General features: G+C 70.4%; 28 protein-coding genes and 1 pseudogene. 13 read left to right on the top strand and 16 right to left on the bottom strand.

The genetic code is table 11. The annotated features are described in order from the left end of the window. Positions 1-7 precede the first annotated feature (7 nt). On the bottom strand, positions 8-877 hold the full coding sequence (locus AQJ91_RS12860) for a helix-turn-helix transcriptional regulator (RefSeq protein WP_234382161.1): 870 nt from the start codon (positions 875-877) through the stop codon (positions 8-10). Between the two features lie 443 nt (positions 878-1,320). On the opposite strand from AQJ91_RS12860, the gene AQJ91_RS12865 reads away from it, so the two are divergent. From AQJ91_RS12865 to AQJ91_RS12905, 9 genes are all read left to right on the top strand, one after another. Next, positions 1,321-1,641 carry a transcriptional regulator gene (locus AQJ91_RS12865; protein WP_067019934.1) on the top strand — a complete coding sequence of 107 codons (321 nt, stop codon included), beginning with the start codon at positions 1,321-1,323 and terminating at the stop codon, positions 1,639-1,641. Position 1,642: 1 nt separating this feature from the next. Beyond that, a complete protein-coding gene (locus tag AQJ91_RS12870) occupies positions 1,643-2,662 on the top strand; it encodes a hypothetical protein (protein WP_067019937.1) in 1,020 nt (339 codons plus the stop codon). Beyond that, entirely contained in the window at positions 2,662-3,369 is a 708-nt protein-coding gene (locus AQJ91_RS12875) for an ATP-binding protein (RefSeq protein WP_067019940.1), read from the top strand. Before AQJ91_RS12870 ends, AQJ91_RS12875 begins: the two co-directional genes overlap by 1 nt. 117 nt (positions 3,370-3,486) lie before the next feature. Beyond that, positions 3,487-4,053: a WhiB family transcriptional regulator gene (locus AQJ91_RS12880; protein ID WP_067019943.1), complete on the top strand. Its 567-nt coding sequence runs from the start codon at positions 3,487-3,489 to the stop codon at positions 4,051-4,053. Then, a complete protein-coding gene (locus AQJ91_RS12885) occupies positions 4,050-5,117 on the top strand; it encodes a DUF2637 domain-containing protein (protein ID WP_067019946.1) in 1,068 nt (355 codons plus the stop codon). Before AQJ91_RS12880 ends, AQJ91_RS12885 begins: the two co-directional genes overlap by 4 nt. Before the next feature lie 103 nt (positions 5,118-5,220). Further along, positions 5,221-5,445 carry a hypothetical protein gene (locus AQJ91_RS12890; protein WP_067020199.1) on the top strand — a complete coding sequence of 75 codons (225 nt, stop codon included), beginning with the start codon at positions 5,221-5,223 and terminating at the stop codon, positions 5,443-5,445. Between the two features lie 203 nt (positions 5,446-5,648). After that, on the top strand, positions 5,649-6,107 hold the full coding sequence (locus tag AQJ91_RS12895; RefSeq protein ID WP_234382164.1) for a plasmid mobilization protein: 459 nt from the start codon (positions 5,649-5,651) through the stop codon (positions 6,105-6,107). After that, positions 6,107-7,876: a relaxase/mobilization nuclease domain-containing protein gene (locus tag AQJ91_RS12900; protein WP_067019952.1), complete on the top strand. Its 1,770-nt coding sequence runs from the start codon at positions 6,107-6,109 to the stop codon at positions 7,874-7,876. The genes AQJ91_RS12895 and AQJ91_RS12900 overlap by 1 nt, the downstream gene beginning before the upstream one ends. A gap of 104 nt (positions 7,877-7,980) precedes the next feature. Beyond that, complete coding sequence (locus AQJ91_RS12905) at positions 7,981-8,385, top strand: hypothetical protein (RefSeq protein ID WP_067019955.1); 405 nt, start codon at positions 7,981-7,983, stop codon at positions 8,383-8,385. A gap of 299 nt (positions 8,386-8,684) precedes the next feature. On the opposite strand, the gene AQJ91_RS12910 is transcribed toward AQJ91_RS12905, so the two are convergent. From AQJ91_RS12910 to AQJ91_RS12930, 5 genes are all read right to left on the bottom strand, one after another. Next, a complete protein-coding gene (locus AQJ91_RS12910; protein WP_079084861.1) occupies positions 8,685-10,172 on the bottom strand; it encodes a UvrD-helicase domain-containing protein in 1,488 nt (495 codons plus the stop codon). Next, positions 10,165-12,357: an ATP-dependent nuclease gene (locus AQJ91_RS12915; protein WP_159054544.1), complete on the bottom strand. Its 2,193-nt coding sequence runs from the start codon at positions 12,355-12,357 to the stop codon at positions 10,165-10,167. Before AQJ91_RS12915 ends, AQJ91_RS12910 begins: the two co-directional genes overlap by 8 nt. A 198-nt stretch (positions 12,358-12,555) precedes the next feature. Beyond that, positions 12,556-12,885, bottom strand: a complete 330-nt coding sequence (locus AQJ91_RS12920; protein WP_067019964.1) for an esterase — start codon at positions 12,883-12,885, stop codon at positions 12,556-12,558. A gap of 91 nt (positions 12,886-12,976) precedes the next feature. Further along, positions 12,977-13,189: a hypothetical protein gene (locus AQJ91_RS12925; protein WP_067019967.1), complete on the bottom strand. Its 213-nt coding sequence runs from the start codon at positions 13,187-13,189 to the stop codon at positions 12,977-12,979. A gap of 103 nt (positions 13,190-13,292) precedes the next feature. Next, the gene (locus AQJ91_RS12930; RefSeq protein ID WP_067019970.1) at positions 13,293-13,634 is read right to left on the bottom strand and encodes an SPDY domain-containing protein; all 342 of its coding nucleotides are present in this window, start codon (positions 13,632-13,634) and stop codon (positions 13,293-13,295) included. A gap of 102 nt (positions 13,635-13,736) precedes the next feature. On the opposite strand from AQJ91_RS12930, the gene AQJ91_RS12935 reads away from it, so the two are divergent. Continuing rightward, positions 13,737-14,120, top strand: coding sequence for a hypothetical protein (locus tag AQJ91_RS12935; RefSeq protein ID WP_234382167.1), 384 nt, complete (start codon positions 13,737-13,739; stop codon positions 14,118-14,120). Between the two features lie 4 nt (positions 14,121-14,124). Here the strand turns inward: AQJ91_RS12935 and AQJ91_RS12940 are convergent, their stop codons facing one another. The 10 genes and pseudogenes from AQJ91_RS12940 to AQJ91_RS58195 form a co-directional block, all read right to left on the bottom strand. Beyond that, the gene (locus AQJ91_RS12940; protein ID WP_067019972.1) at positions 14,125-14,613 is read right to left on the bottom strand and encodes a hypothetical protein; all 489 of its coding nucleotides are present in this window, start codon (positions 14,611-14,613) and stop codon (positions 14,125-14,127) included. Between the two features lie 71 nt (positions 14,614-14,684). Continuing rightward, positions 14,685-15,575 carry an SPDY domain-containing protein gene (locus AQJ91_RS12945; RefSeq protein WP_199847917.1) on the bottom strand — a complete coding sequence of 297 codons (891 nt, stop codon included), beginning with the start codon at positions 15,573-15,575 and terminating at the stop codon, positions 14,685-14,687. Positions 15,576-15,749: 174 nt separating this feature from the next. Beyond that, positions 15,750-16,586, bottom strand: a complete 837-nt coding sequence (locus tag AQJ91_RS12950; RefSeq protein WP_067019977.1) for a winged helix-turn-helix transcriptional regulator — start codon at positions 16,584-16,586, stop codon at positions 15,750-15,752. Positions 16,587-16,635: 49 nt separating this feature from the next. Further along, a complete protein-coding gene (locus tag AQJ91_RS12955; protein WP_067019980.1) occupies positions 16,636-17,181 on the bottom strand; it encodes a hypothetical protein in 546 nt (181 codons plus the stop codon). 169 nt (positions 17,182-17,350) lie between these two features. Continuing rightward, positions 17,351-18,019 (bottom strand): hypothetical protein, encoded by a 669-nt coding sequence (locus AQJ91_RS12960; protein ID WP_067019983.1) that lies wholly within the window; start codon positions 18,017-18,019, stop codon positions 17,351-17,353. Continuing rightward, complete coding sequence (locus AQJ91_RS12965; protein WP_067019986.1) at positions 18,016-18,504, bottom strand: hypothetical protein; 489 nt, start codon at positions 18,502-18,504, stop codon at positions 18,016-18,018. Before AQJ91_RS12965 ends, AQJ91_RS12960 begins: the two co-directional genes overlap by 4 nt. Further along, positions 18,501-19,268, bottom strand: a complete 768-nt coding sequence (locus AQJ91_RS12970) for a glycosyl hydrolase (RefSeq protein WP_067019990.1) — start codon at positions 19,266-19,268, stop codon at positions 18,501-18,503. Before AQJ91_RS12970 ends, AQJ91_RS12965 begins: the two co-directional genes overlap by 4 nt. Beyond that, a complete protein-coding gene (locus AQJ91_RS12975; protein ID WP_067019993.1) occupies positions 19,265-19,861 on the bottom strand; it encodes a DUF4913 domain-containing protein in 597 nt (198 codons plus the stop codon). The genes AQJ91_RS12970 and AQJ91_RS12975 overlap by 4 nt, the downstream gene beginning before the upstream one ends. A 153-nt stretch (positions 19,862-20,014) precedes the next feature. Further along, the gene (locus AQJ91_RS53525; RefSeq protein ID WP_067019996.1) at positions 20,015-20,323 is read right to left on the bottom strand and encodes a hypothetical protein; all 309 of its coding nucleotides are present in this window, start codon (positions 20,321-20,323) and stop codon (positions 20,015-20,017) included. A gap of 312 nt (positions 20,324-20,635) precedes the next feature. Further along, a pseudogene (locus AQJ91_RS58195) lies at positions 20,636-20,698 on the bottom strand (hypothetical protein); the annotation flags it as partial. A gap of 233 nt (positions 20,699-20,931) precedes the next feature. On the opposite strand from AQJ91_RS58195, the gene AQJ91_RS12990 reads away from it, so the two are divergent. Genes AQJ91_RS12990 through AQJ91_RS13000 form a run of 3 tightly spaced genes read left to right on the top strand, consistent with a single transcriptional unit; the run spans position 20,932 to position 25,228 of the window. Beyond that, the gene (locus AQJ91_RS12990) at positions 20,932-22,341 is read left to right on the top strand and encodes a site-specific integrase (RefSeq protein WP_234382176.1); all 1,410 of its coding nucleotides are present in this window, start codon (positions 20,932-20,934) and stop codon (positions 22,339-22,341) included. Further along, positions 22,338-24,086, top strand: a complete 1,749-nt coding sequence (locus AQJ91_RS12995; protein ID WP_067019999.1) for a hypothetical protein — start codon at positions 22,338-22,340, stop codon at positions 24,084-24,086. The genes AQJ91_RS12990 and AQJ91_RS12995 overlap by 4 nt, the downstream gene beginning before the upstream one ends. Continuing rightward, the gene (locus AQJ91_RS13000; RefSeq protein ID WP_067020002.1) at positions 24,083-25,228 is read left to right on the top strand and encodes a hypothetical protein; all 1,146 of its coding nucleotides are present in this window, start codon (positions 24,083-24,085) and stop codon (positions 25,226-25,228) included. The genes AQJ91_RS12995 and AQJ91_RS13000 overlap by 4 nt, the downstream gene beginning before the upstream one ends. Positions 25,229-25,319 lie beyond the last annotated feature (91 nt).

Below are 25,319 nucleotides of genomic sequence, written 5' to 3' on the forward strand. Positions count from 1 at the left end.
CAGAGCGCTACTCGTTCGCCTCCGGTTCTCTCTGCTCCATCTCCGTGACCAGGTCGTTGACGAACTCCATGACGTTCGCCGGCAAACCCTGGGAGCCCGTCCCCCGCCCCCTGACCCGGCCCACGGCCCCCCTCCTCGACGCCGACAGCAGTCGGAGGCCCTCGTAGACCTGACGGGCCACGGCATCGTCCGGCTGGAAGTACATCGGGGACACACCGAAGAAGGCGGCCAGGCCCTCAAGAACGACTGGCGAAGCCGCTTCCGTGACGCCGGTCCGGAGATCCCGGACGCCCTCCCCGGTGATGACCTTCGACCCGGCATGAGCATTGACGGCGTCGGCGATCTCCGAGTCCGTCGGCGGCCCCTGCTGCCCGGGGTACGAGCGCTCCAGGACCAGAGTGATCTTCTCGCCCAGCGTGCCGGGTGGCCCCGAGGAGACCGGGACGGTGCCGCCATCCTCGGCGGATTGGCCGGCTTGTGTCTCCTGGGCCTTGGCGATCGAACGGTCCTCTGCCCGCCGCAGCTCCTCCTCGCTCACCCGGTACGCCGCCGCCAGGGCCGGGACGTACTTGTCCTTGAGTCGCCGCTCCCCGCGTTCGGCTCCCGCCACCGGACCGGCACTCTTGGTTCCGATCAGAGATGCCGTTTCGTACTGGTAGTAGCCGGCATCGCACCGCAGGTCCGTCAGATCAGGCAGCCCGGTACGCGGAAAGAGGCCGTCCAGCCCTCGGTTGAGAACGCGGGCCAGCGCGGGCAGCTTCTCCGCGTCGGGGACCGCGTCCCCGGATTCCCAGCCGGCGACCGTCGAGTCGGCCACGCCGAGGGCCGCAGCCACCTCGGCCTGCGAGATCTCGGCAGCTCGCCGCACCGTGCGCACACGATGTCGGTCGAAGTGACGAGCAGACATCTCAACCTCGCTTTTCGTCAAACCGAAGGAACGTCGGTGCGTTGACTTTTTCGTTGGGTCGGAATAGCTTCAGCCTAGCGAAAGACGGGGTGCTCCGCACCCCTACTCGATCTTCGCCTTCGGCCTCTCTGTGGCGCCTCCGGATAGGGCTGGATCTTGGCGCGACCTGCGCATATGTTCGTCGTCGCTCGCCGGGCAGCCCGCCTGGGGAGCGACGGCAAGAAGGAGGTACGTATACGAGACGGGCAGATCGACCGGGCCGGGTAAGCCCGGAAAACTGCACCGGCGCCCGGGAGCTACCAACTCCTGGACGCCGGGCCGGCACCCCGAAGGCGCCGATTCACATCTCGCGGGCGGCGGGGCTTTTGCACGAGAACCACCGCACCGCGCTCCTACGAACAACGGAGTATCGCATGCTCGCCACGCCGAGCGACATCCCGGCATGCCCGGACACGGCCCGCCAGCACCGGCTTGCAGCCCAGCTGGCCGACATGATCCCCGGGGCGGCCACCATCCGCGTCAGCCTCACCGACCCCGCGCAGACGTGGCCCCACCCGCACACCATCGCCAAGGACGCGTGCGGGGCAACGGTCGAGCTGAGCCGGACGACCGCCAGGGTCGCGGCACGCTGGATCATGCGGGTCTGGCCGGACGTGAACTGGACCCGCCCTCACACCTTCGACCTCACCATCGCGACCCTCTCCCGCAGCGATCTCGTCGGTCGAGGCCGCTGACATGGCACGGATCCGGACCATCAAGCCGGAGGCGTTCTTCTCCGAGTCGCTCGCCGAGGTGAGCGTCGAGGCGGAGCGGACGTTCTTCGGCCTCCTCACCCAGGCCGACGACCACGGCCGCCATCGCGACAACGCCGCGATCATCGCGGGGCTGCTCTGGCCCCTGCGGGCCGAGCACACGTCGGTTCACGTCGAGGACGACCTCCAGCAGCTCGCCAACGCTGGCCTGCTCTGCCGGTACACCGGTTGCGACGGCCGCCGCTACCTCCATGTCGTGACCTGGTTCGAGCACCAGAAGATCGACAAGCCCAGCCAGTCCCGACTGCCCTCCTGCCCGCAGCACCACGCGGCAGCCCGGTGCGGTCCTTGCAAGGGGACCTGCACTCGGCACCCCGAAGCGTCGCCCACCCCTACCCGAGGTGTCGCCGAGACTTCGCCGAACGCTCCCCGAACCCTCGATCGGCCCGCGCAGCCCGCTCCGACGCCTCCCATCCCCCGGAGCGGGGCCCCGGCCGCCCGGCAGGACCCCTTGGTCGGCCTCGCCGGCGCCCCTGATCGCAGTGATAAGAAAGCCGCGGGTCGGGAGGCATTCGCCGAGGGCTCCCCGAAGCCTCCCCGAAGCCTCGGAGAGGGCTCGGCGCCTGGATCAAGGATCTTGGATCCTGGATCTTCATTCCCTACGGGGCGCACAGCGCCCGCCACCACCGTCTCGGTCAACGACCTGATCGGCGAGTACGTCGCCGCGTGCGACGAGCGTCCGCCCAGCGACGTGATCGGACACCTCGGCCGCATCGCCAAGAAGCTCCTCGGCGAGGGCATCGCGTCGGAGCATGTCCGCGCCGGACTGCGGCGCTTCGCGGAGATCCAGGGCCACCCCAGCCGCCTGCCGAGCCTGGTCAACGACGCCATGAACGCACGGTCCGCTGGTTTGGCGCGGCCGGGAATCCGGCCTAACGTGCCCGCTCACCAGGCGTGGACCAATCCGGTCGACGCTGCCGCTGCCTATGCCGAGGAGCTGTGATGCGCACCCATACTCGCGACCCGCAGACCCTCGGCAGCGCAGGCACCCTGGACCGGATGGCCCGGATCCTTGCCGCCCGCAACATCGACCCGGCAGCCGTCGCCGCTCTGGTCGACGAGCCCGATTCCTTCTCCCCGCTGGACGCCCTGTTGGCCGCGATGCCCCCGCGCTACCAGGGTGCGGTCGCCGACCATCCGCAGGTCCTGGACTGGGTCCGGGACGTCGCCCAGCAGGCCGTCGCGCCCAGTCAGGGAGCCCGGCGGCAGGTCACCACCGGCCCGAGCCTGCTGATGGCCGGGGTGGTCGGCGCGGGCAAGACCCACCAGGCGTACGGGGCGGTCCGACAGCTGGTGCGGACCGGGGTGGGCGTGCGTTGGCGCGCGACCACGGCCGCCGACCTGTACGCCGACCTGCGCCCTCGCCCCGGGGTGGACAGCGAGCGGGAGCTGGCGGACGTCAGCCGGTGCCCGCTGCTGATCATCGACGACCTCGGCGCGGCCAAGGCGTCCGAGTGGGTCGAGGAAGTGACGTACCGGCTGATCAACCGCCGGTACAACCACATGCTCCCGACGCTGATCACCACCAACCTGGCGATCAAGGACCTCCGGGCCTATCTCGGCGACCGCGTCACCTCCCGACTCGCGCAGATGACCACCCGGGTCGAGTTCGAGCCGGTCGACCGCAGACGCCACCGCCCCGCCGCCTGACCCACCGCCGGCCGTACCGCCGGGCCGCGCCTCCGGCGCCCCGCCCCATGCACCTCCCGACCCAGCGCACCCCTCCGCCGACGCCCCTGCGCGCGGAGAGCGATCGGAGCAACCCGCATGACCACCACGACGATCAGCCCTGCCCGCCACCGGTCGCTCGGTGACCACACCTGGCAGGACCAGGCCGTCTGCCAGAGCACCGAGCACAACCCGGTGGACCCCGACATGTTCTTCCCCGAGCCCGACGAGACCGCCAAGATCGCCGCGGCGAAGTCGCTGTGCGGCCAGTGCCCGGTCCGCCGCACCTGCCTGGACGCCGCCCTGGAAGGCGGCGACACCCACGGCATACGGGGCGGGATGACCGAGGAGGAGCGCGAGCCGCTGCACGAGAACATCGCCAGCCGCCTCGACTACAGCCGGGTCAACGCCACAGTCGCCGGGCGCGACGTCCACCTCACGAAGGCCGAGCGCCGCGCGGTCGTCCGTGCCGCCTACCGCCACGGCCTCACCGAACAGCGCCTGGCCTGGCTCCTGAAGATCAGCGAGGAGCACGCCCAGAAGCTGTACCGCGAAACCCGCCGAGCCATCCGCAACCGACACCTGGAGCAGACCACGCAGGACACCCCACCCCCTGAGACCGACGGCAAGCAGCTGGGCCGCGACGACTTCGGGACGGCGGCGTGAGTATCGCGAGCGCGCCGAGCACGGCGCATGTCACCGGGTGGGACCGCGCGGTCGTCATCGCCCTCGGTGGTGCGGGATGCGCCCTGTCGTACGACGCCCTGCAGCAGATGGCCGTTGCCATCCACGTGCGGGGGCTGCTGACTTACCTCTTCCCCTTGGTGATCGACGGGTTCATCGCGTACGGCATCCGGGCCCTGCTGGTTCTGCGCGACGCACCGCTGCGCGCCCGGCTTTACGTCTGGACGCTCTTCGGCACGGCCACCGCCGCCAGCATCTGGGCCAACGCGTTGCACGCGGTCAGGCTCAATGAAGAGAACACCTCGGCCACCGGGCTGCGGCTCGGAGACACGGTGGTCGCGGTGCTGTCCACCATCGCCCCGCTGGCCCTGGCCGGAGCGGTGCACCTGTACATCCTCATCGCCCGGGGGCCGGTCAAGGCCAGCGACCGAAGTGACCGCGATGGCCTCGGTCAGGCCGGTCGCCCCGGTCAGCCCGAGCGTCTCCCGGTCACTCGGACTGACCGGGTCGGCCCCCAGCAGCCGCCGCCCGGTCAGGTCAGCGCCGGACAGTCGGCCACCGCCCTGACTGACCGGCCCCGCCCGTCCCTGGACAAGCGGACCCCGGATGCCCGGACACTGGCCGGGGGCAGCGCCCCGGCGGACAGCGGCAGCCCGGTCAGCAGCCAGCGTGACAGGGAGACCAAGGCTGCTGACCTGGGCGGACAGCCGGACACCACCCCGGCGGTCAGTGACCGACGGACCGTTACCGAGCCGGTCAACGGCCACCCGGACAACCTCCCGTCGGCGACTGACCGGCCGGTCACTCCGCCACCGGTCACTGACGACACTCCCCGGGCAACCGGTGGCCGGCGACCTGACCCGGACACCGAGGAGCTGCTGGAGATCGCCCGGTCGGCGGTCAGGGCCGAGGACAAGCTGACCCGCAAGGTGGTCGCCCAGGCGATCCGCGGTCAGCAGATCCCTCTCTCCAGCGACACGCTGACCGCCCTGATGGTCCAGCTGCGTCAGCAGCACGGCCAGTCGGTCACCACCCCCCGGAACTGACCGCACACCCCATGGGGCGGTGACCGAGCCGGACACCTCGGCCGGTCACCCGCCCCGGACAGCCCGCCCCACGACGTCCTCCCGTGAACCGGAGAGCACCGCCATGCGCACGAAGCCCGCGACACCCGCCGAGGTGGACACCTGGCTGACCGTCCTGCACCAGCGCGGCCACATCCACCGAGCCGAGTCCGGTCCCGACAACACCTGGACCGTGCAACGGTGCCGACACAGCCGCCCCTGGACTCTGCACCACCCGGTCCTGGCCATGGACTGGATCGAGGGCATCGTCCGCGACATCCGTCAGCAGGATGCGGAGGCGGGCCGGTGACCGCCAACGACCAGGCGGCCACCACGTCCGGACCGCAGCGTGACCCCAACTCGGCTCCAGGCGGAGCAAGTTGTCGCGTACGACGGTCCTACGGCCCGTCGTACGCACTTGCCCCCGCCCAGGGGAGCGGGGGAAGTCCGGCTGCTCCCCGAGCGAGGGCGCACGGGGACCAGCCGGACTCCCGGCACCAGGGGGCGCCGGTCGTGGGAGGAGAAGCAGATGACCGCGCCCCGCGCGCGCAGCAGAGCCCGAGCCAACCTGCGTTCCCCGACCGCAAGCCGCGCCGACGCACCCGCAACCCGAGCCAGCGCACCCACAAGACGACCACCCGCCTGTCCGACACCGAGAAAACCGAGATCACCGCCGCCGCCAAACAGCGCGCCGTCACCGTCGCCCGTTTCCTTGCCTCCGCCGGCCTCGCCGTCGCCCGCGGATCGACCACCGTGCACACCAACGAACAGCTCGACGCCGCCATTGACGAGCTGGCCAGCCTGCGCACCGCCATCTCCCGTGTCGGCAACAACATCAACCAGATCGCCTTCGTCTACAACGCCGGAGGACAGCCCCTCCCCGGTGAACTCGACCGCGCCCTGACGACCGTGAACCGCGTCCTGACCCGTGTGGACGACGCGGCCGACATCCTGGTGAAGAAGCGCCTCTGATGGTCCCCAAGATCCGACGCGGCTCGCGCACCCACGGCCTGCTCGTCTACCTGTACGGCCCCGGCAAGCGCGACGAGCACACAGATCCCCACCTCGTCGGCAGTTGGGACGGCTTCGCCCCCGACCCTGGCCGTGACACCAGCGCCGACCCCGACCCCAAGGTCACCCTCGCCCGGCTCGCTGCCGCCCTAGACCTGCGGGTCAAGCAGGCCGGCGACAAGGCGCCGGCCCAGCACGTCTGGCACTGCTCGGTCCGTACCGACCCGGGCGACCGGACCCTGACCGACGACGAGTGGAACACCGTCGCCCGCCGCCTGGTCCAGGCGGTCAACCTCACCCCCGAAGGCGATCCTGACGGCTGCCGCTGGGTCGCGGTGCGCCACGCTGACGACCACATCCACATCCTGGCCACCATGGTCCGAGGCGACCTGCGCCGCCCGAGGATGAACTACGACTTCAAGAAGGCCCAGGCCGAATGCCGCCGCATCGAACAGGAGATGGGCCTGCGTCGGCTCAAGCCCGGCGACGGCACCGGAGCCAAGACGCCCACCAGCGCCGAGCGCTTCAAAGCGGAGCGGGTCGGTCGACCCGAGACACCACGCGAAACGCTTCGCGAAGCCGTCCGCCAGGCCGTCGCCGGAGCCGCCAGCGAAGCCGAGTTCTTCACCCGCCTTCGCGAGGCCGGCCTGCGCGTCAAGCTCCGGCACGCCCCCTCCGGGGACGTCCTCGGTTACACGGTCGCGCTGCCCGGAGACCGCAACCGCGACCGCGAGCCGGTCTGGTTCGCGGGCTCGACCCTGGCCCCAGACCTTTCCTATCCGAAGATCCAGCGCCGCCTTGCCGACGGAACCCCCGACGCGGTCACGATGCGGGAAGCCGACGGCGGCCGGTCGGACTGGTCGCCGCCCGCACGGGGGCGACGCACCGCCACAGGGGTCGCCGAGCGCGCCGCGGTCCTCCTGGACAGCGACGACGACGAAGCCGCAGCCCAACTCGTCGGAGTCGGCGAACTCCTGGACGCCGTCGCCCAGACCTCCCCGGCCGCCACCCGCGCCGAACTTGGCGCCGCCGCTCGCTCCTTCGAACGCGCCACCCGCAGCCACGTCCGAGCCGAACGCGCCGACACCCGGGCGATCCGCTCGGCGGCCCGGGGCATCATCCAGGCCGGCGGCGCGCTCGGCCGAGGAGAAGACGGCGGAACCACCGCCATGCTCGTCTCCACCCTGGTCCTGGTGGCGTTGGCCGCCGCCCGTTGGCACTCCGCACGCGGTCACGCCCAGCAGGCCAAAGCCTCCCGGCAGGCCGCCGAGCACCTTCGCGCCGCCTACCGCCAGGCCGCCGCCGCACCCATGCAGGCCCTGCGCGACCAGGGGCGAGCCTTGCCCGAAGCCCAGCGCCGCACCTACGAGACCACCATCCGCGCGGCCCTGCCCGAGAACAGCACCCGCCCCGGCACGAACACGAAGAACGACGCCTTGGCCGCCACCCTGGCCCAGGCCGAGCAGGCAGGCCACGACCCCAAGGCCCTCCTGCAGGAGGCCATCGCCATGCGCGAACTCGACACGGCCGAGGACGTGAACGACGTCCTGGTCTGGCGACTGCGCCGCCTCGCCCAGCTCCCCGCCCACCCGGGCGAAGCCACTCGACGCCCGCAGGTCGGCACCGGTCGCGCCACACCTCCCGCCAACCCGGCCAGCGTCCGGACCGCGCCCCCGGCCTCGCCGAGGCCCGCCGCATCGGACCCGCACAGCCGCCCGCCGCGACGCTGACCAGCAGTCCGGCAGGCCCGCCATCGGCCTGCCGACTGCGCGAAACCCCTGGACAACCGATTCCACCGGCTGTTACGGATGAAGAGAAGGCCCTCGACCGGGAGATGACGCTCGTGCTCAGAACGACCGACAACCACGTAGAGCCGCCCCCCGTCCTGCCCGCCGCCCCCGCCGGAAGTGATCCGCTGCTGCAACTCCAGTACGAGACGCAGCCGCCCAGCGGACCCGGAACGACGCGATGCCTCAGCCACCCGCCGGAGCTGGCCCTGCGCGGCATCCCCGTGCTGTGCTCGGCCTGCCGGGCCCGGCGCGACTGGCTGCTCATGAACCACGGCCGCAATGTCTGGGTCCGCTGCCGCTGCGGCAACCAGTGGCTCGAGCCCGAGATCAGCCGCGCCGACTTCGACGCCATGATAGCCATCCCGGACGGGACGACGTACCCCAGCGTCGGACAGGGCCTGATCGCACTCGGCTTCGACGGCGCCTTCGCTGGCGCCTACCTGGAGTAACTGGTGCTCGCTGCCGGCCCGGCCACCCTGCTGGCGGCCGTCGGCCCTGATCGGGCGACACCGGCAGTCGAGCATCGGCCGTGCTCTCGGGGATGCGACCACGGCCGACCGACTGCGGATGGAGTATCGCGGCGGCTGGGCCCACAAGTACGAGGCCCAGCTGGCACACGTCGGTGCCCGTGCCCAACTTCAGGCCGAGAGACAGAGAAGAACGACTCGACGACGTCCGTGAAGCCTCCACCGATCTCGCGACCTGCCTCATTACCCACGAACACGTCCAACGTCCTTGTCAAGACCTCTTACACGGCGAGACTGAGGTGCCGTGCCCTGGTGAGCGCGACGTAGAGCGCGCGGTGGGCTTCGTTGGTGGGGTTGAGACCTCTCAGGAGCGCGGCCTCGTCGGTCTCCTCCAGCCTCACCCCGACCCGGTTCCACTCCCGCCCCTTCGCCTGGTGGCAGGTCATGCCGGGGACCAGCCCCTCACGGGCGACCTCGAGCCTCGTGCGCAGCTTGGCGAGGGCGGCCCGGGGTGTCCGTTTCTGGCCTTCCGACGGCACGACGGGCGTCATAGCGACCATTGTGGATGCCAAGTCGGTCCAGATTCCGCTGAGATTGCCCTGACCTGCCAGGCGCTCAAGGGCATTACGCAGATGCGGACGCAGCTGTGCGAGAGTGTCGCTCTCCATGATGCCCAGGCTGGTCCGGGCATCGACGAGGTCGATGCCCGGCCGGCCGAAGGTGCTCTGGGCGAGTTCGTTCAGGAGCAGGGTGCAGACGGCTTCCTGGAACTGGCCTGTCTTGGTCCTGACGGCCAGAGGAAGGATATGAGGGTCGGCATCCCACAAAAGTCTCCACTGCCGTGCGAGGACGACATCGACGTCGCGTGCCTCCCCTTCGGGAAGGACTACCCTCTCCTTGCCGCGCAGCTGGCGTGCCAACAATGTCTGAGCTGCGCTGCCACGCCAGCGGAACGAGGTCTGGAGTTCACTGCGCTGGAAGCCCAGTCGGCTCAGGAGGCGGGGGACGTTCTCTGGGCGTGCACCGCGAAAGCCGTAGAGAGCCTGCCACGGGTCTCCTACCAGGGTGATGACGAGGCCCGCGTCTGCCGCAAGGTGGATGACCCCTAGGTCCAAGTCGTTTGCGTCATAGACCTCGTCGACGAGCAGGGATCGGATCGTCGTGGCGAAGTAGGCCATCACGCAGGCGCGGATGCCCTCGATGCGAAGAGCAACCTGCAGTACTTCGCGTACGTTGTCGTGCGTACACCGCCCTGCACCAACGGCCGAGGCGAAGCAGGCCGGTTTCACGAAGCTTTCCCGTCTCGCTTGCCGTACGGAGTCGGTGACGATACGCGTGCCGTTCAGCGTGAGGACTGGCTTGTCAAGGGTGTAAGTGTTGGGCAGATGGGACCGCCATGTGTCCAGCACCTCGAGTTCCTGGTGGCCGCCGGGCCACTGGAGGATCCCGGAGCGCAGGAGGTGGGCGAGGAGATCGTTCAGGATCGTGTCGAGCGTGACGATGCGGTGAGGCCATGCCAGTGCCGAGGGGCCCCACTGCCGGGACACGCGGCTGCGTATCTCCTCGGTGGCCGAGCGGGTGAAACTGACCGCCACGACCGCCCGGTGATCGGTTGTACGTGCGTAGCGATGCAGGCCGAAACGCTGGTTCGACACGGTCGTCTTCCCCGAACCAGGAAAAGCCTCTACGTAGAGAAGGCGGTGCGGGCTCGCTGCGGCAAGAACCTGTTCGGGTGTGAGAATGCGGGTGCCGGGCCCATAGTTACTCATGGTCGCCCGTCGTCTGCTGTACGGCGGCCGTGGGCCAGGCGCCTGGTTTGCGACGCTGAAGTTGGAGACTTTCCCAGGGCAGATCCTCTGCCTCTGGTCCGTCGGGATCGGGTTCGTACGTCGTTTCGTCGGCCCACTCCGGGCTCTCCAACTCGTCCGGCCAGAAAAGGCCCTCGACGTCGGCAGTCGGGACGTCGTCTGTGTCCCGTTCGCTGGCCCTCATGAACCAGTCCGGTTCGTCGAGAGCCTCAAGAGGGTCGCTGCCGTCCGCCGCGGCGCCATCTGCTGCCGGATCGGACGGGTACAGGAAGTCGAAGAGCTGCCGCATGTGCTCGGGGACTGTTGGTGGGTCGGGCACTTCCTCAGAGTCCGCCTCGTTGGCCTCCGCAAGCAGAGAGGCGAAGGCCAGCGCGAACTCGCCCTTCTTGCTGGAGCCTCGGCCGGCCTTGTTCGCGGGCTCCTCCTTCGTGCCCTTCTTCGCGCTGCGAAACAGCTCGTACATGGTGCGGGCCGTCACGTTTTCCTCGTCCAGGCCGACCTCGCGCAGAGCTGCGGCGATCAAGCGCTCGTTGCCCTTGGTGATGGACGGTTCCAGGGTCGGGTGGCTGACGAAGGCGTCGACGACCGAGGGGTCGTGTTCGGAGAGCCATCCGGGTTTCTTGCGCTCCTCGCTCTCGAAGGGCAGGTCGCTGTCGACGAGGACCGCCAGCTTGGTGCATAGTTCGCTGCCTCGGGTCGCCAGGAGATGCGCCGGCCACTGTCCGACTTTCCATCCCATGTGCACGATGCTGAGTGCGTCGATGAAAGCGTGTTTGAGCGTGTCCCGACCGGCCCAGGTCCTGCCGAACTCCCGGAGGACAGCGGCGTCGGTGACACCCTCGACGAGGACGAGGCGATCCGCGAAGAGAGCGGCGGACCGGCTCGCATCCAGATGGAGCCGGGTCTTCCGCAGGGTGATGTCACGGTGCTCGGCCGGCACGACGTCGGCGACGGTGCGGCACACCCTTCCTTGCGCCGTCCGGCGCACGACGACGAGTTCCTCCGGGGCACAGGACGTGATGACGTCCGTCGCGTGGCTGGAGAGGATGACCTGCAGTTCCGGCCGTTGCTTGACCGTCCTGCGCAAGTACCGGACAAGGGCGTGCTGCAACTGCGGATGGAGGTGCGCCTCGGGCTCCTCGATGACGACCGTTGCGTGGAAGGGCTTCGTACCGAAGAAGGAATCCTCCTCCGACTCGGCGTCGGCCTGGGCCTGTTCGAGGTTCCGGACCGCCTGCTGGATCTCGTCCTCCACCGTGAGGGGCGGCCGATCAGCGACATCCGAGTGAGGCCGGGCAGCGTCCTGCGGAAGCTCGGTGGAGTCAGGTATCGCTGCCAGGGTCACAGCTATGTGCAACAGGTTCACGTATCCCAGGCCGGACACTTCGAGAGGCCGGGCGAAGGCGCGTCCTTCCATCACGGCGAGCATGAGCTCCAAGACGCGGGCGAGGTAGGTGTCGTCGATGACCTGGCCTCGTATGTACGGCCACTGGGGATTCACCCCAGCCGACAGATCTGTCAGGTAGCCGCGAATCCGCGCCTCGACAGCATCGATGATGTTTTCCTTGGCCAGCTCCTCCAGCAGTTGGGAGGCCCGCGCCCGGAGACCCACCAGGTTCCGGGTGCCGCTCTGGCGCTGCTGTTCGGCACGGAGCAGCTCCACCAGGATCCGTGTCTCTCGGCGGGCCAGCTCGTCCAGCGGATGGCGCCAGGCTGGCAGGTAGATGAGTTTGTACGGGTCCAAGTCCAGAGACCTGCCGTGCGCCGCCTCGATCTTCGTGGCGACACTGCCGAGCCTGCGGCTCAGCGTGACACCCCATTTCTGGGCGACTTCACCGAGCCGTTGATGGCCGACCCCGTGCAGCTGACGTCCGAGGCGGCCTTCCTCGGCGAGACTGTCGGCCAGCTTGTACGCCACATCGATGGTGCGGTTAGAGCCTTTGAGCGCGAGCGTGGCAGATCCGTACCTCGGTAGGACCGGGAAGCGGGAACTGGGATGAGCGAGGTAGAGCGCATCCGTGAGCGTCGTCTTTCCGGCGCCGTTGGCTCCGATCAGCACGCTGAAACGGCCGGGCAAGTGGCAGACCATCTCGCCCTCCGTGCTCGCCCGAAACCCGCTCACCGCGATACGACTCAGGTGCACCATGCCCCCCATGGACAAGAAGTACGTCAGTAGTCATCATCGCCCCCGACAGTGACAACTCCCGGCTCTTTGTGCTCACTTGCAGTCTGAATGTGGGCCCGGGCGAAACCGACCGTCAGGTGACCAGAACGACAAGAGTCGTAAGACGGGGGAGCCCGAGGGCGAGATCCTCTCGGGCTCCCCGACCTTCTGCGGTTGCGGTCAGACCTCGGCGAGGCGGTTGGAGAGGTCCAGGGCGACGGTGGCGACCGCGAGGGCGGCGCACAGGCCGGTCACCTCGTGGATGGTGGGGCGGACCAGGCGCGGCCAGTCGTCGGGGGCGGCGGGCCAGGAGGCGAGGAGGACCTCGGTGGTGGCCAGGCCGAAGTGGGCCGTGACGTCCCAGCCCGCGCGGGAGGCGGGCTCCCAGTGCAGGCGGATACGGCCGAGCGGGAGTTCAGGGGTGCCCGCCGGGAGCCAGGAGACGTCGAGCGGTCCCTCCGGGAGAGCGGAGACGCGCTGGACCAGTGCGCCGCGCACTCCCGGCGGCATGGGCCGCACGGCGAGGGCGTGCAGCGGGTGGGTGGTGGAAGGGAGGGGTCGCGGTGAGATCGGGGCCTCCTGGACGGGTCGGTACGGAGGGTCAGGCCCAGGCGAGGGCGTTGCGGACCGATGCCGGGAGGTAGCCCTCTTGGCCGTCCTCGGCGATGAACGCCATGCCGTCGCCCACGACGACGTCGGTGCCGAGGTAGTGCGCGAAGGGCCAGTCGGGGTTGACGGCCAGGCGGATCGGCAGGTCGGGGTCGAGGTTCTGAAGTTGGCGGAGCAGGTGGCCGACGGTCAGGCAGTGGGGCACGGGGAACCTCCGGAAGCGAGGTGGGCGGGTGAGACAGCGTGGTGATGGAGCGTCAGCGGGCTTCGAGGCCGGGCTGGTCGTGCAAGACGGGCTGCCGGGTGATTCAGCGGCTGGCGATGAGCGCTGTGAGGAACCCGGCCACGGCCTCGGAGGGGGTATCGAGGCCGAACTCCTGGATCCAGGGCTCGGCGTCGGCGGGGAGGACCCGGACCTGCCAGACGATGCCGCGCTTCCAGGCGGTGGTGTCCTCGGGGAGCCAGCCGACGTAGACGCGGCCGTCCGGGCTGGTGCAGTGCACGTTGGCCTCCGGGGTGTCGACTATCGCCCAGCCGAGCCCGCCGAGCAGTTCGAGTACCGGGCTCGCGCAGTGGTCGCTGGAGAGCCAGGCGCGTTCCTCCACGGCGGGGCGGACGACGGCTGGCAGGAGGGTGCTGGAAGCGTTCACGAGTGGGCGTCCCTTCGTTGACCTGCGGGTTTTCCCGAGGTCCGTACGTTGACATGCGGTGTGCCGAAGTACGTAGTCGTTTCCGGGAAGGTGAGGTCTGCCGTGGGCGAACTGGCCGTCGAGGAGGGCGGAGGCCGGCGGGCTGGGGAATGGATCGGCGCGGCCGGTTGTCGTAACCGGGTTGCGGCGCAGGGCCGTACAGAGCAGAAGGGGCAGGCCGTGGCGGAGTCGAGCAGACACTGGGACGGTGCCGGGCTGGAGCGCAAGGTCCGCGGCGCCGGACGGCCGTGGACAGTGGGCGACATAGCGATGGTGGCCGACGGGCAGTGGGCCGTGGGCATCCAGGCCGGGAGGCAGCGTGGCGGGGAAATCGTGGTGGAGCGTCGGATCGCGGACGGGCGGCGCGTCGAGCTGACGTGGGTGGAGCTGGCCCGCGCGATGGACTCCCGGTTCGGCGCGGCCCATCGCGACGAAGACTCCCGCTGACCGGTTACCGTCCGGGCCCGGTCGTGGCCACCGTGGGGCGGACAGCGGCCGACGGGGCGGGCTGGTCCGGTGGTTGGCCCAGCGCACGCGGCGTGTGCGCGGAGCGGGCGACAGCGGCCTGGGCCAGGCTGAGCGAAGGTGCCCGGTCCGCGGTCACGGCGGCTTCGCGGGCCTCGATCACGTGGCTGATCGCCTGCAGGGCTATGCGGCTCTCGGCCTGCGCGACGCGCAGGTCCACCGCCGAGCTGGTGATCCGCTCCAGGTCGTGGAAGGCCGGCACATGACCGGGCCGGGTGAGGGCGTGCAGACGGTCCTGGTGGACGGCGACCGCGTTGTTCGAGACGACGAGGTTCGATCGGATATGCATCGCCGAGCGGAGGAGAGGGTCCTCGACAGGGCGGCGGACCGCGAGGTTCTCCAGCACGTCGATGGGGGCGGCCCAGGCTTTCTCGATCATGGCTGTGGCCTGATCGAGTGCGGTGGCGTCGGGCATGGCGGAACTCCCGGTATTCGGAGGTGCTGCTTCGGTCAGAGGCGACGTCTCGGAGGGGCTGGGGGCGGGAGTCAGCGGCTGTGCCGTGGGGCCGACGGACTGGCCGGCGGCCTGGCCGCGGCTGCGTGTGCGAGGTTGCCCGACAGATTCTGTGCCGAAGTCGCGGTGCGACTGCGAGCGGCCACCACGCGGAGGTCGGCTGCTGTCTGTGGGGCGCGTGCGGCGCGGTGGACGGCTTGGGCGACAGCGGTGCGGCGCACGTCGAGTGGGGTCGGAGCACGAGAGATCTGAGGATCGGCGGCTTGGCCGACCGGGGCCAGCGTGACCAAGTGCTCCACCTTGCGGTTGATCTGGTGCCGCTCACGAATCGCCGGGGCTGAGTCCGACATGGCGGCTGCGGTCGCCGCGACCAGGTGGGTCGGGGTGCGGGCTGTGAAGACCGCTTCCGCGCGCGTGCCCCAACCCGGAGGACCGGCCCACAGCCTGGCGGTTTCGTCGTCCCAGTCAGAGAAGCGGTTGTCGATCAGAACGCCTGCTTGTCCGTCGGGGGCGATGATCTCGACAGTGCCGCGCTCGGCCGCCCCGTCGCGGGTCCAGCCGGCATTGGTCAGCGGCCGCACGGCAGCAGCCCAGTACAACGACGGGCTCGTCAAGAAGCGCGCGTTGCCTTCGCTGGCCTCGGCTTCGGCGTAGTCGCGGGCCAGAGCGCTGGTGAGCCCGGCGACGATCTCGGCCGGGGTGACGTGGTTGAAGGTTGCCGTCCAGCGGGGTGCGGAGACGGCGTCCTCGGCGGCGGTGATCTTCCACAGTTCGAAGTCGTCGCCGAACCAGCCGATCCGTATTCGCTGGTCGGGCGAGGTGACGAGGAGCTGGCAGGGGCCCTCGTCGAGATAGTGGTGCGGCCAGTGACTGACAGGGGCGAAGCCAGCGTCCCCGGTCCCGTTGGAGCCGGCCAGGTACATGGGGCTGACCAGTACCTCTTGATAGGGACGCTGGTCGGAGGGCTGGGTGTTCACGGTCGAGACTCCGAGGTGTAGGAGGGGAACGCGCCCGCGTGCGCGGAGGAACGAACGGCTGGACCGCACGGGGGCGCCGTGGCAACGGCGAGAAGCGGCTGACTCTCAGTACCACCCGGATCACCGGCCCCGCGAGGAGGCCGACTGAGCGGCCACGGCCACCGGCACCCGCGGTTGTGGCTGCGGGGCGTGGCTGAACAGGGAGCTGGGCGCGGCGGTGCTCCGCCGCAGGGCCGCTGAGGTACGGATGCCGTCCGACCCCGGCGGGATGCCCGTGAGGGTGCGCCTGGCCGCCGCGACCCGGACAGGGGCGGGACGTGGCGCGGCGACGGGGTTGCTCCAGTGCTCTACGGCTGCGTAGACCGGGCCCAGCGCCCGCCCGGCTGCGGTCAGGACGTACGGATCGCCGTGGCGCGGCCCGGTGCGGGTGACCAGGCCGTCGAGCTGAAGCCGGATCAGGCGCTGCCGGGTGAAGCTGTTGTCCAGTCCTGCCTGTTCGGCGATGTGGACGAACCGCATGGGCCTGCCCGCGTCGAGGGCCTGGATCACGGCGGTCGAGTGGCGGAGGTGCAGCCGGCGCACGGCGTCCTCGACGCGCTCGGCACCGGCCACCTTGCCGAGCGGCAGGTGCATGTGGGACCAGTCGGACAGCGCACGGTGTACCGGGGACAGTGCGTCGCCGAACCCACTGAGCTGGTACGGGGCACCGCGGCGATCACCGGCTCGGGTCACCAGCCCGTCATCGTGCATCTGGGCCAGCCGCTTGCCGACGAACTGCTCGGTGACGAAGGGGAGGCGGGCGGCGACATCACGCACACGCATGGGGCCGCCATGCTGGGCCAGGGTCTGTGCCGACCAAGTGGTCCACTTCGGCGCTATGAGGGACAGTGCGTCCTCGACGCGTTGGGCGTCGACGAAGCCGATCTGGGAGGTTGCGGGTTGTGCGGGGGCGGACATGGCGGTAACTCCGTTATGACGACGAGGGAATCGGGCGGCGGGGCGCGGATCAGTGAAGGTCGCGCTCGGCGCGGAGACGCTGGAGCACCGTGCCGAGGCGGCGGTTGCTGACGTGGATGCCGCGGGCGCGTAGGCCTTGGCGCAGGGCTTCGCGGTTGAGCCGGGGCAGACGGGCGGCGACCTGGCGGGCTACGGCTATGAGGTCCTCATCGCCCGGCGCGGGGCCGGTTCGCCGGGCGGTCGAAGGCCGGCGGGCGGCAGGCTGGTCCAGGAGGAGGCGGACGTCCAGCAGGTCCCAGACTGCCTCGGCTTCCGACTGCTCGCGGCGTTCGAGGTCCACGACTTCGGCCGCGTACCGCAGCACGAGGTCGTCGAGGGCGTGTTGGCCGGAGCGGCAGCGCTGCCAGGCCGCGTCGAGATTGCGGCGGGCGGCACGGGCATGGGCGTTCGTCGTGGATAGGCCGTCGAGCCGCCGCAGCACGATGGGCAGAACGGGATCTCCCGAACCGCCATGCGCGCTGTGGCGCTGGAGGTCCTCCAGCGGGCGGCCGTACCGGTGCTCGACCAGGTGGCGGGTGTAGTTCACGGTGGACATGGGGTCTTCCTCCTGGGGATTTCAGCGGGAGCGGGAGGGCTTGGCGGTCGGGCCGGCGCGGGAACGCGGGTCGCGGGGTGGATGGTCGTCGCTCAGCGCCAAGGGGGCTCGACGCAGAACTTCTCGGCGACCAGGTGCGCGCCGGGCCGCTTCGCCCTGTCGTGGGGGTTCATTCGGCAGCGTCCATCCCGGCGAGCAGGGAGCGCACCAGGGTGGGCAGGCTGTCGGGGCCCTCGCCGATTCGGACGTGATCGGTTGCCTCACTGAGGACGTACGCGGCGTCTTCGAGGAGGCCGCTGGAGATCTCCATGCAGGCGTCGGTGATCCGGGAGGCGGCGAGCAGGGACCGGGAGAGCACCTCGACGTAGTCGCCGGGGCTGAGGTCGGCAGCCTTGGCGGCTGTGCGGATGGCGGCCAACTCCAGTGCGCTGAACGCGAAGTCGAACTCGTCGTCCTGGTTCGTTGGCGAGGGCGCGGCGAAGGCCGGGTCCGGCGGCTCGGCGGGGATGCCGACGCGCGTGCAGATCTGGTCCACGGAGGCGGTCAGATCGGCGAGGGACTCGGTGAGCCAGCCGAGCGCGGAAGCGTAGGACGCCAGGGTGAACAGACCGGCGGGGGTGGAAGGCAGCGGCTCCTCGACGACGAACTCCTCGAGCCGGTCGTTCAGGTCGCGGACCACCCGCGGACCGGCGGACAGCGCGCCGAGGACGGGATGCAGGTAGGAGCGGCCGGCGGAGGTGGGGTACTCGGTCGTCAGGACCTCCGAGACGCTCCGCGCGGCGTCGGTGAGCAGCCCGGCCAGTTCGGCGCGGTCGAGGGACGCACGGTTGGTGGTCATCGCATGGAGGCCTTTCGGGAGGTGGCCGGGGCGGCGGGGCTGGCTGGCGCCGGAGCGGTGGCTGGGAGGGATGTGGTCGGGTCGGTCGCGTGGGGGGATCGGGACCGGGCCGCCTGGACTCGGGCCTCTGCCGCCGCGTCGGTGCCCTCCTGCCGGTTGAGGCCGATGCGGTTGGTGCGGAGCTGGGCCGTGCGGTAGACCGCGTAGTCCTCCCGGGCACCGGCCGCGACGAGGTAGATCTCGCGTTTGTGGGTCGAGGTGGGCGGGGCCGGGCGGAACTGGATGACCATCCGGTAGGAGACGGCCGGGTCGACGTAGACCTTGTGGAAGCCCGCGAGGCGGCCGGTCAGCGGCAGGCAGTCGTCGCTGCCGTGGACCAGGTTCTGCAGTTCCAGCAGCGCTAGGTCACGGACTTCGTCGGGGAGCTGGCGCAGGTCCGCGATGGCGTCCGGGTGGGCGGCGAAGGCGAAGCGGGCGCGGCTCACATCGGCCTCCGGGGGGTCGGGCGCTGACCCGTTCCTGCCGACGGCGCGTTGCCCGTGTCGAGGCCGGCTTTCGGGATCGCGGAGGCACCCGATGACCGGGTGAGGGCGGCGCGGGTCAGCCGGGCGGCGGCCTCACCGCGGTAGTCCGGAGGCTGCGGCAGCGGACTGCCGCGGTCTTCCAGCCAGTGGCGGGCGGCAGCCTCGTCGGCGAAGGCGCCCTCGCGCATCGTGTACGTGTGGGCGTCGGGGTTCCCCTCTTCGAGAAAGACACGAATCGGTGCCCGAGCGGCGCTGGAGTCACGGGTCAACGTCCAGGTCTCGGACGGGGCGAAGTCCGAGGTCCAGCTGTCGAGGACCTTGTAACGAGAGCCTGACTCCCGGATCTGCCGCTCGACCCAGAGGGTGAGATCGTCGGCGGGCTTCAGGAAGTCCCCCTTGGCCTGGGCGATCCGCTCGGGCGGGCAGCCATGCTCGATCAGCCAGTTCTGGGCGAACGCAAGGCTGGCGTGGTTCGCGGTCTCGAAGGTGAACGTGCGCTCGCGCAGGTCCCGCGTGATCTTGATGGCGACGAGCGCCGGATCACCGGGGACGCCCCAGGTCATCGACCTGTCGTGGGCGACGAGGTAGCTGTGTGTCCCCTCCGGGGTGGTGTGGTGCTCGGCCAGCACGGTCAGGTCTCCGGCCCAGATGCTGCTCTCTGCGAGTTCGGAGGCGGCGTCGGCAGGCTCGAAGTCGGCGAGCCGGAAGTCGGGTTCGGTGATCACTGGGTGGCTCCCGTCAGCTCGGGCGCCGGGGTGGCCAGCACGCGGTGGTTGGGCCGGGTCGGGCTCGTCGTGCATGCGGCGAAGGGGCCGTCGGGGGCACGGAGATGAACCAGGGCCTGGTCGAGGTGGTCGCGGTGCCACGTCGAGGGACCGGAAAGGCCGGCCTCGGCGTCGGTGAGCTGCTGCCACGCGAGCCAGAGCGCGTGCAGCCGGGCAACGGCCTCGGGGTGCTCGTGCCACTGGTCGCACCACGGTCGGGTGGTGCTGATCTCCCGTCCGTAGACGGGCAGGAACAGGTGGTTCACCCAGTCGCTGAGCGCGGCCAGCTCGACGGCGTACGCCTTGCCGCCCAGGGCGAGGATGAACACCGAGGCCGGGACGTTGGCCTTGTCGGCGCCGGCAGCGCCTGCGATGGAGGTGCCCGCGGTGGGTTGAGGGGTGGAGACGGGCTCGGAGCCGAGGCGGTCCAGGATGACGCCGTGTTGGCGTACCTCCGCCATGGTCTTGGCGAGGGTGCTGGCGAGATCGTCGAGGTCGCCGTCGGGAACGCGGAACGGCTCGGGCTCGGGGGTGGCCTTGCTGGGGTCGGACATGGCGGATCCAAGGGAGTGAGCGAGCAGGGCGGGGGCGAGGTGCGGCGCGCTCTTCTGGAGGTCACGGCGGTGCTCCCTTCGCAGGTCGGCATGGGTAGGAGGATGCGGAGATTCCGCGTTTTGGCGCGGCCGGGGAAACCGGGTAGTGGGGCGCTACGGCGTGGTGCAGCGGGGGCAGCCCGGGAAAGGCGGTGCCAGCAACTGCATGGCTCGGGTGGCCTGTTGGGGGACCACGCCGTTGCCGAGTGCGGTGAGCTGAGCCGGTCGGCCGAGTCCCGGAGTGGCGGTCACCCAGCCGGGGGCCAGGCCCTGCATCCACTCCACGAAGTCGGCGCGCAGGCGTCCGGCGGCGTCGGTGGGCGGCGGCGCGGGGCGGGTGAGGTTCTCCCATCGGGCGATGGCGGAGGCGTACGCTCCCCATCGCCTGGCGGTACTTCCGCTTCCGGGGCCGCCTCCGCCCACAGCGGCAGGACAACCGCCGACAGGGGCGGGCGCCAGCCCTTGCCCGGACGGCGGCCGGGGGTGCCGGTGTCGCTCGCCCTCAGGGTGGGCAGCAGCGACGCTGCCGCACTCGGCAGCGTCATGTCCCCGTTGCCGTGCCGCTGGTTCGGCGAGCCCTTGACTCCGTCCGACGCCTTCGGCGTGGGCAACAGCCACTCCACCTCGTCGGCCAGGTTCGGGCCGTGGCCGCCGCTCTTCCTCTTCGACGGGTGCTGGGAGCCGCCGTTCTTGCCGATGTTGCTCGTCGGGGTCTTGAGCAGGGTGCTCGGCGGGCCAGGCGGTGAGGAAGGTGCGCTCGCGACGATGGGGGGCTCCGACGTCGGAGGCACGAAGCACGAGCCACCTTGCGTCGTACCGGAGATCGGTGATTTCCCTGTTGAATCGGCGTGTTGAAGCCGATCGAGAGGGGTGTGCTCAGGGTGGAGTGGCGGGTGTGCTGGGTGCCGCCGGGGAGGGCCCGGAGCGGGATACCGAACGGGTTGCTGGCGGGGTGGGGGGACCTGACGGCACGTGAGGAGTCGGTCGGAGTCCGGGCGGGCGACCCGGTCTTCTTGTCGCCGGATTACCGGGTGGACCCGCTGCTGAGCCTGTACGTGCAGTCGCCGGGTTTTCGCCGCTATTCGGTCGAGACGAAGCGGAACTACGCGACGGATATCGCATTGCTGCTGACCTTTCTGTGGGGTCGTGGACGCTCGTGGACGAATGCGGCGGCGCGGGATCTGGAGGACTACGAGCATTGGCGTCTGCACGCGGTCGAGAATCCGGTCCGGATCGGCGGGTCGAAGTGGAACCGGGAGTTGTCCGCGTTCTCGGGGCTGTTCGCGTGGGCGGTCAAGGAGCGTTGGATCAGCCGGAGTCCGGTGGCGACCAGGCAGGTTCTGGGCCGGCGCGGTGAGGTGCTGACGGTCGCAGTGGCGAAGGCGAAGGACAGCAGGCCGTCGAACGTGCACTGGTTGACGCCGCGTACCTGGAGGCTGTGGATCAACGTGGGGTTGCGGGGCCACACCCGGCAGGGGGTGCCGGAGCGGGGCTGGGCGGGCCGGCTGGAGGACCGGAACGTGGCGTTCACGCGGCTGGTGACGTCGTCGGGGCTGCGGCGCCTGGAGGCGGGGGCGCTGCTGACGTTCGAGGTCCCCAGAATCCGTCTGTCAGGCGGGCGTTACTGCCATGGGAGGGTCGCTGCTGAGGTGACCCGGTCGAAGAAGTCGCGGACGTTCTACGTCTCGGCCGGCGCGGTCGGCGATGTCGAGAACTACATGGACTCGTCGCGGGCATGGGCGGTGCGGCAGGCGCAGAGGGCGGGTCGCTATGACCGGCTGCCCGGGAGGCGGCTGGTCGCCGAGGTCACGCGCGGGACGAAGCCGTTGGTGCGCTGGTGCGACCAGGACGGTGTCGTCGGTGAGCGGGAACTGGCTCGGCTGACCTGGCAGGAGCGGATGCTGCTGTTCACCGAGGGCCCGGAGGGGCCGGAGCCGCTGTGGTTGTGGCTGAACGAACAGGGACTGCCGTTCCAACCGCATTCGTGGGAAGGGGTGTTCCGCACGGCGAACCAGCGGTGCGAGCGCATCCTGACCCCGCCCGAGCACCTGGGCCGGGACCCGCACCAGGTCTTCGCCCCCTATACGACCGTTCACGCCGGCCGGCACAGCTTCGCACTGTTCATGCTGGTGGTGCTGAATGAGGTGATGGACCGGCGCTACGGGCTGACGCCGGCCGAGCGGCGGGACTTTAGGCTGCTCTACGGTGATCCGTGGTTCATGGTCCAGGGCCTCTTGGGCCATGCGTCGCGGGAGACCACGGTCGAGACGTATCTGGCTCCGGTGAGGCATCTGCAGTTGCAGTCGATGCTCGCCGATGCGGCGGCACCGCCCGACGCTCCGACGCCGGACCTGGACGGCCTGTTCGCGCGGGTGGCCCGCGATGCGGAGGGCATCCAGGACATCGATGCCTGCATGGCGCCCGCACAGGGTGCCGAGTGAGCGCCCGCGGACGCAAGGCTTCGCTGCCCCCGGCCGATCACAGTCGCCCCGAGTCACTGGCCTTCGACAGGCTGACGGTTCGTCACTACAACTCGGACGGCCGGGTCAAGGAGTACGACTTCTCTGCCCTGCCGGTGGCCGAGCCGCTGCAGCGCTCGCTCGCCGCGTTGTTCGCCGCCCGGTGCGCCAGCTCCTGGACCCGCCATGGCACCTCGAAGAGCGTTCACGCCCACGTGGCCGGCTTCGCGACGTTTCTTTCGCAGCAGGAACAGCCGCCGCGGGATCTGGACGAGATCTCCGCCGCGTTGGTGAAGCGCTGGTGGCTGAGCGTGCGGACGACCGCCGGCGGTCGGAAGCTGTTCAGTAGCGTGACGCTTCTGCTGCGGGGCGACGCCCGCCTGCAAACGGGCCCGGTGGTGGAGGAACTCGCCCGGCGCGTCGGCGATCTTCCCAGCACGCGGCAGTCCTTCAACGAGGCGGACTTCGAACAGGTCAAGCTGGTGGCCCGGCGGATGTTCCGGGCCGCGCTGCTGCGGATCGAGGACAACGCCCGGCACCTGGAACGCTGGCGAGGCGGGGAGTTCACCTCGGACAGCCGCGAGCGGGAGCTCGGGGAGGCCCTCGATGTCCTTGCCCGAACCGGCGCACTGCCCCACACCCGAGGGCCCGCCGGTCAGACGACGCTGGCCGGGAGATATCGCCGGGTGCTGGGCGGGGCGACTTCGGAGGTGACGTGGCAGCGGCTGTTCCTGTCCCGGCGGGAGGCGACCGCGCTGGGGGTGCTGTTGATGGCCGAGTACGGGTGGAACCTGTCGGTGATCGACCGGGCCGTCACGCCCCGCGCAACCGCCGATCCCGGGATGGACGGGCATCCGACCTACCGCATCCCGCTGGTGAAGTACCGCCGCGGCGCCGGACGCCACTACGAGACGGAGAACGTCACCGACAGCGGCGCCGGCTCCCCGGGGCGGTTGATCACCCAGGCCCTGCGGGCGACCCGTTTCGCCCGCGTCCTCGCCGACCGACTCGCCCCGGGCACCGACCATTTCGTGGCCTGGCGCACCCACCGCGCCGACAAGACGACCGGCGACATGGAGCGGCCGCTGCCTGTCGGTCCGATCCGGTTCGGCGTCAGCTACGACGACGCACGGGACTGGGGGAAGAAAGAGGGCATCGGCGGATCACCGTTCCAGCGGGGACGCCGGACGGTGTTGGCCGTTGAGCGCGGCGAGCGGGCCCAGCACTCGCAGGAGACCCACGACCGGACTTACGTGCTGCCCGACCAGCGGGTCCAGGCCGCGGCCGTTCCGGTCATCGCGGCCGGCGCCGCCTCCGCTGTCCGCAAGGCCCGTGAGGCGGTGAAGCTGGCCGCGATGCTGAGCGAGGTCCGCGACCCGGCCCACGCGGAGACCGCGACCGCGGACTGCTCGGACGCCGACGGCAGTCCCGTCCCGGCCCCGGGCGGAGGCTGCGGCGCTTCGTTCCTGTTGTGTCTGGCCTGCACGAACGCCCGCGTCCACGCCGACCACCATCCGCGGCTCGGCCACCTGCACCAGGCCCTCACCCAAATGCGGTCCGTGCTGCCCCCATCTGCATGGGAACGGGACTGGGGCGATACACACGCCCGTCTGGAAGACCTGAAGAACACGATCGGTGACGGCGGTTGGCGGCACGCGCTGGCCCGGATCACCGATGCCGACCGCGAGATCGTCGACCACCTGCTGACCGGGGAGCTCAACCCGTGACAACGGCCGCCCAGCCCGATCCCTTCCGCCTCCCGCTGCCGAACCCGGCCACGCCGGTCGTCCCCGCCCACCTGGTGGTGGCAGAGCACGCTCACCTCAACGCCAACTACGGCGCCCTCGTCTGGCCCATGGCCCCGCTGATCGCAGACCCCAGCCAGGGACGCAGGTCGATCTTCTGGGAGAACTGCCCGGCCGCCTTCCGCGAGGAGTTGCGGCTGGTGGCCTGGACTTTCATCAACGGCGAACTGCGGCGCACGTTCCTCAAGGAGCACGGCGTGCGGATGCGCTCGCGCCTGTCGGCCGGGGCGACGCCCGCCACGGTCGTCTACTGGATGCAGCTGGCCAGATGGCTGGACAAACGCGGCATTCGCACCCTGGCCGCCTGCGACCGCTCGGTGCTGCACGAGTACGGCGTGTTCGTACGCGACACCGCGACCGGTCGGCAGGTCGCGGTGAAGACCCTGACCGCGGTGACCCGCTTGTGGGCCTACGACGAGCTGAGCGCGCGGCCGACGGGGATGGCACGGCCGCCGTGGGACGAGTTCGGCGCGGACGACTACCTGCCCGCCGCCACCTCCTACGGCGGCGAGAACGAGAGGGAGCCCCTGGCCGAGGAGACGACGGGCCCGCTGCTGGTCTGGGCGATACGCGTGATCGAGGACCTCGCCGACGACATTCTCGCCGCCTGGGCGCAAGCGCGCCGACTTCGCGACACCGCGACCCGCACGCCGTCGACACCGGCGGGAAGTGCGGCACTCGACGCCTACCTCGACGCGATGACCGCAGTCGGCAAAGCCCTGCCCGCCGTCGTGCTCAAGGGCAAGAGCCGGCTCGCCTGCATCTACATCGCCGCCAGGACGGGCGCTTCCCTGAACCAGGTGACCGTGCGGAACCAACGACGGGGGCTGACACGGTCCGTCGCCGAGCGACCAGGGCCGTGTCCGCTGGACCTGCCGGTGACCGGAAAGATCGCCGGGGCGCCCTGGCGGGAGGTCCTCGACTTCCACGAGGCCCCCGTCCTGATGCGGCATCTGGGCACCGCCGCGTTCATCATCTGTGCGTACCTGACAGGAATGCGCCCCCAAGAGAACGGGGCGGAGTTGCATCTGATGCAGCACTCCGCGGGGTTCAAGTACGCGTGAATCTGCAGGTGACAGGCGTCTGTTCCGTCATCCTCTCGCACCGTGCACGCGATCTACCAGCGACTCTTGCGCATGGGTGATGTCATCCCAA

Source organism: Streptomyces dysideae (assembly GCF_001514305.1).
Lineage (GTDB): Bacteria > Actinomycetota > Actinomycetes > Streptomycetales > Streptomycetaceae > Streptomyces > Streptomyces dysideae.

Coding starts and splice junctions, on each gene's coding strand:
- AQJ91_RS12955 (WP_067019980.1), bottom strand. CDS start 17,181: ATGTCCACCGTGAACTACACCCGCCACCTGGTCGAGCACCGGTACGGC.
- AQJ91_RS12915 (WP_159054544.1), bottom strand. CDS start 12,357: ATGGTGCACCTGAGTCGTATCGCGGTGAGCGGGTTTCGGGCGAGCACG.
- AQJ91_RS12890 (WP_067020199.1), top strand. CDS start 5,221: ATGCGCACGAAGCCCGCGACACCCGCCGAGGTGGACACCTGGCTGACC.
- AQJ91_RS12940 (WP_067019972.1), bottom strand. CDS start 14,613: ATGCCCGACGCCACCGCACTCGATCAGGCCACAGCCATGATCGAGAAA.
- AQJ91_RS12960 (WP_067019983.1), bottom strand. CDS start 18,019: ATGACCACCAACCGTGCGTCCCTCGACCGCGCCGAACTGGCCGGGCTG.
- AQJ91_RS12875 (WP_067019940.1), top strand. CDS start 2,662: ATGCGCACCCATACTCGCGACCCGCAGACCCTCGGCAGCGCAGGCACC.
- AQJ91_RS12905 (WP_067019955.1), top strand. CDS start 7,981: ATGACGCTCGTGCTCAGAACGACCGACAACCACGTAGAGCCGCCCCCC.
- AQJ91_RS12920 (WP_067019964.1), bottom strand. CDS start 12,885: ATGCCGCCGGGAGTGCGCGGCGCACTGGTCCAGCGCGTCTCCGCTCTC.
- AQJ91_RS12865 (WP_067019934.1), top strand. CDS start 1,321: ATGCTCGCCACGCCGAGCGACATCCCGGCATGCCCGGACACGGCCCGC.
- AQJ91_RS12900 (WP_067019952.1), top strand. CDS start 6,107: ATGGTCCCCAAGATCCGACGCGGCTCGCGCACCCACGGCCTGCTCGTC.
- AQJ91_RS12910 (WP_079084861.1), bottom strand. CDS start 10,172: ATGAGTAACTATGGGCCCGGCACCCGCATTCTCACACCCGAACAGGTT.
- AQJ91_RS12870 (WP_067019937.1), top strand. CDS start 1,643: ATGGCACGGATCCGGACCATCAAGCCGGAGGCGTTCTTCTCCGAGTCG.
- AQJ91_RS12880 (WP_067019943.1), top strand. CDS start 3,487: ATGACCACCACGACGATCAGCCCTGCCCGCCACCGGTCGCTCGGTGAC.
- AQJ91_RS12945 (WP_199847917.1), bottom strand. CDS start 15,575: ATGTACCTGGCCGGCTCCAACGGGACCGGGGACGCTGGCTTCGCCCCT.
- AQJ91_RS12975 (WP_067019993.1), bottom strand. CDS start 19,861: ATGTCCGACCCCAGCAAGGCCACCCCCGAGCCCGAGCCGTTCCGCGTT.
- AQJ91_RS12950 (WP_067019977.1), bottom strand. CDS start 16,586: ATGTCCGCCCCCGCACAACCCGCAACCTCCCAGATCGGCTTCGTCGAC.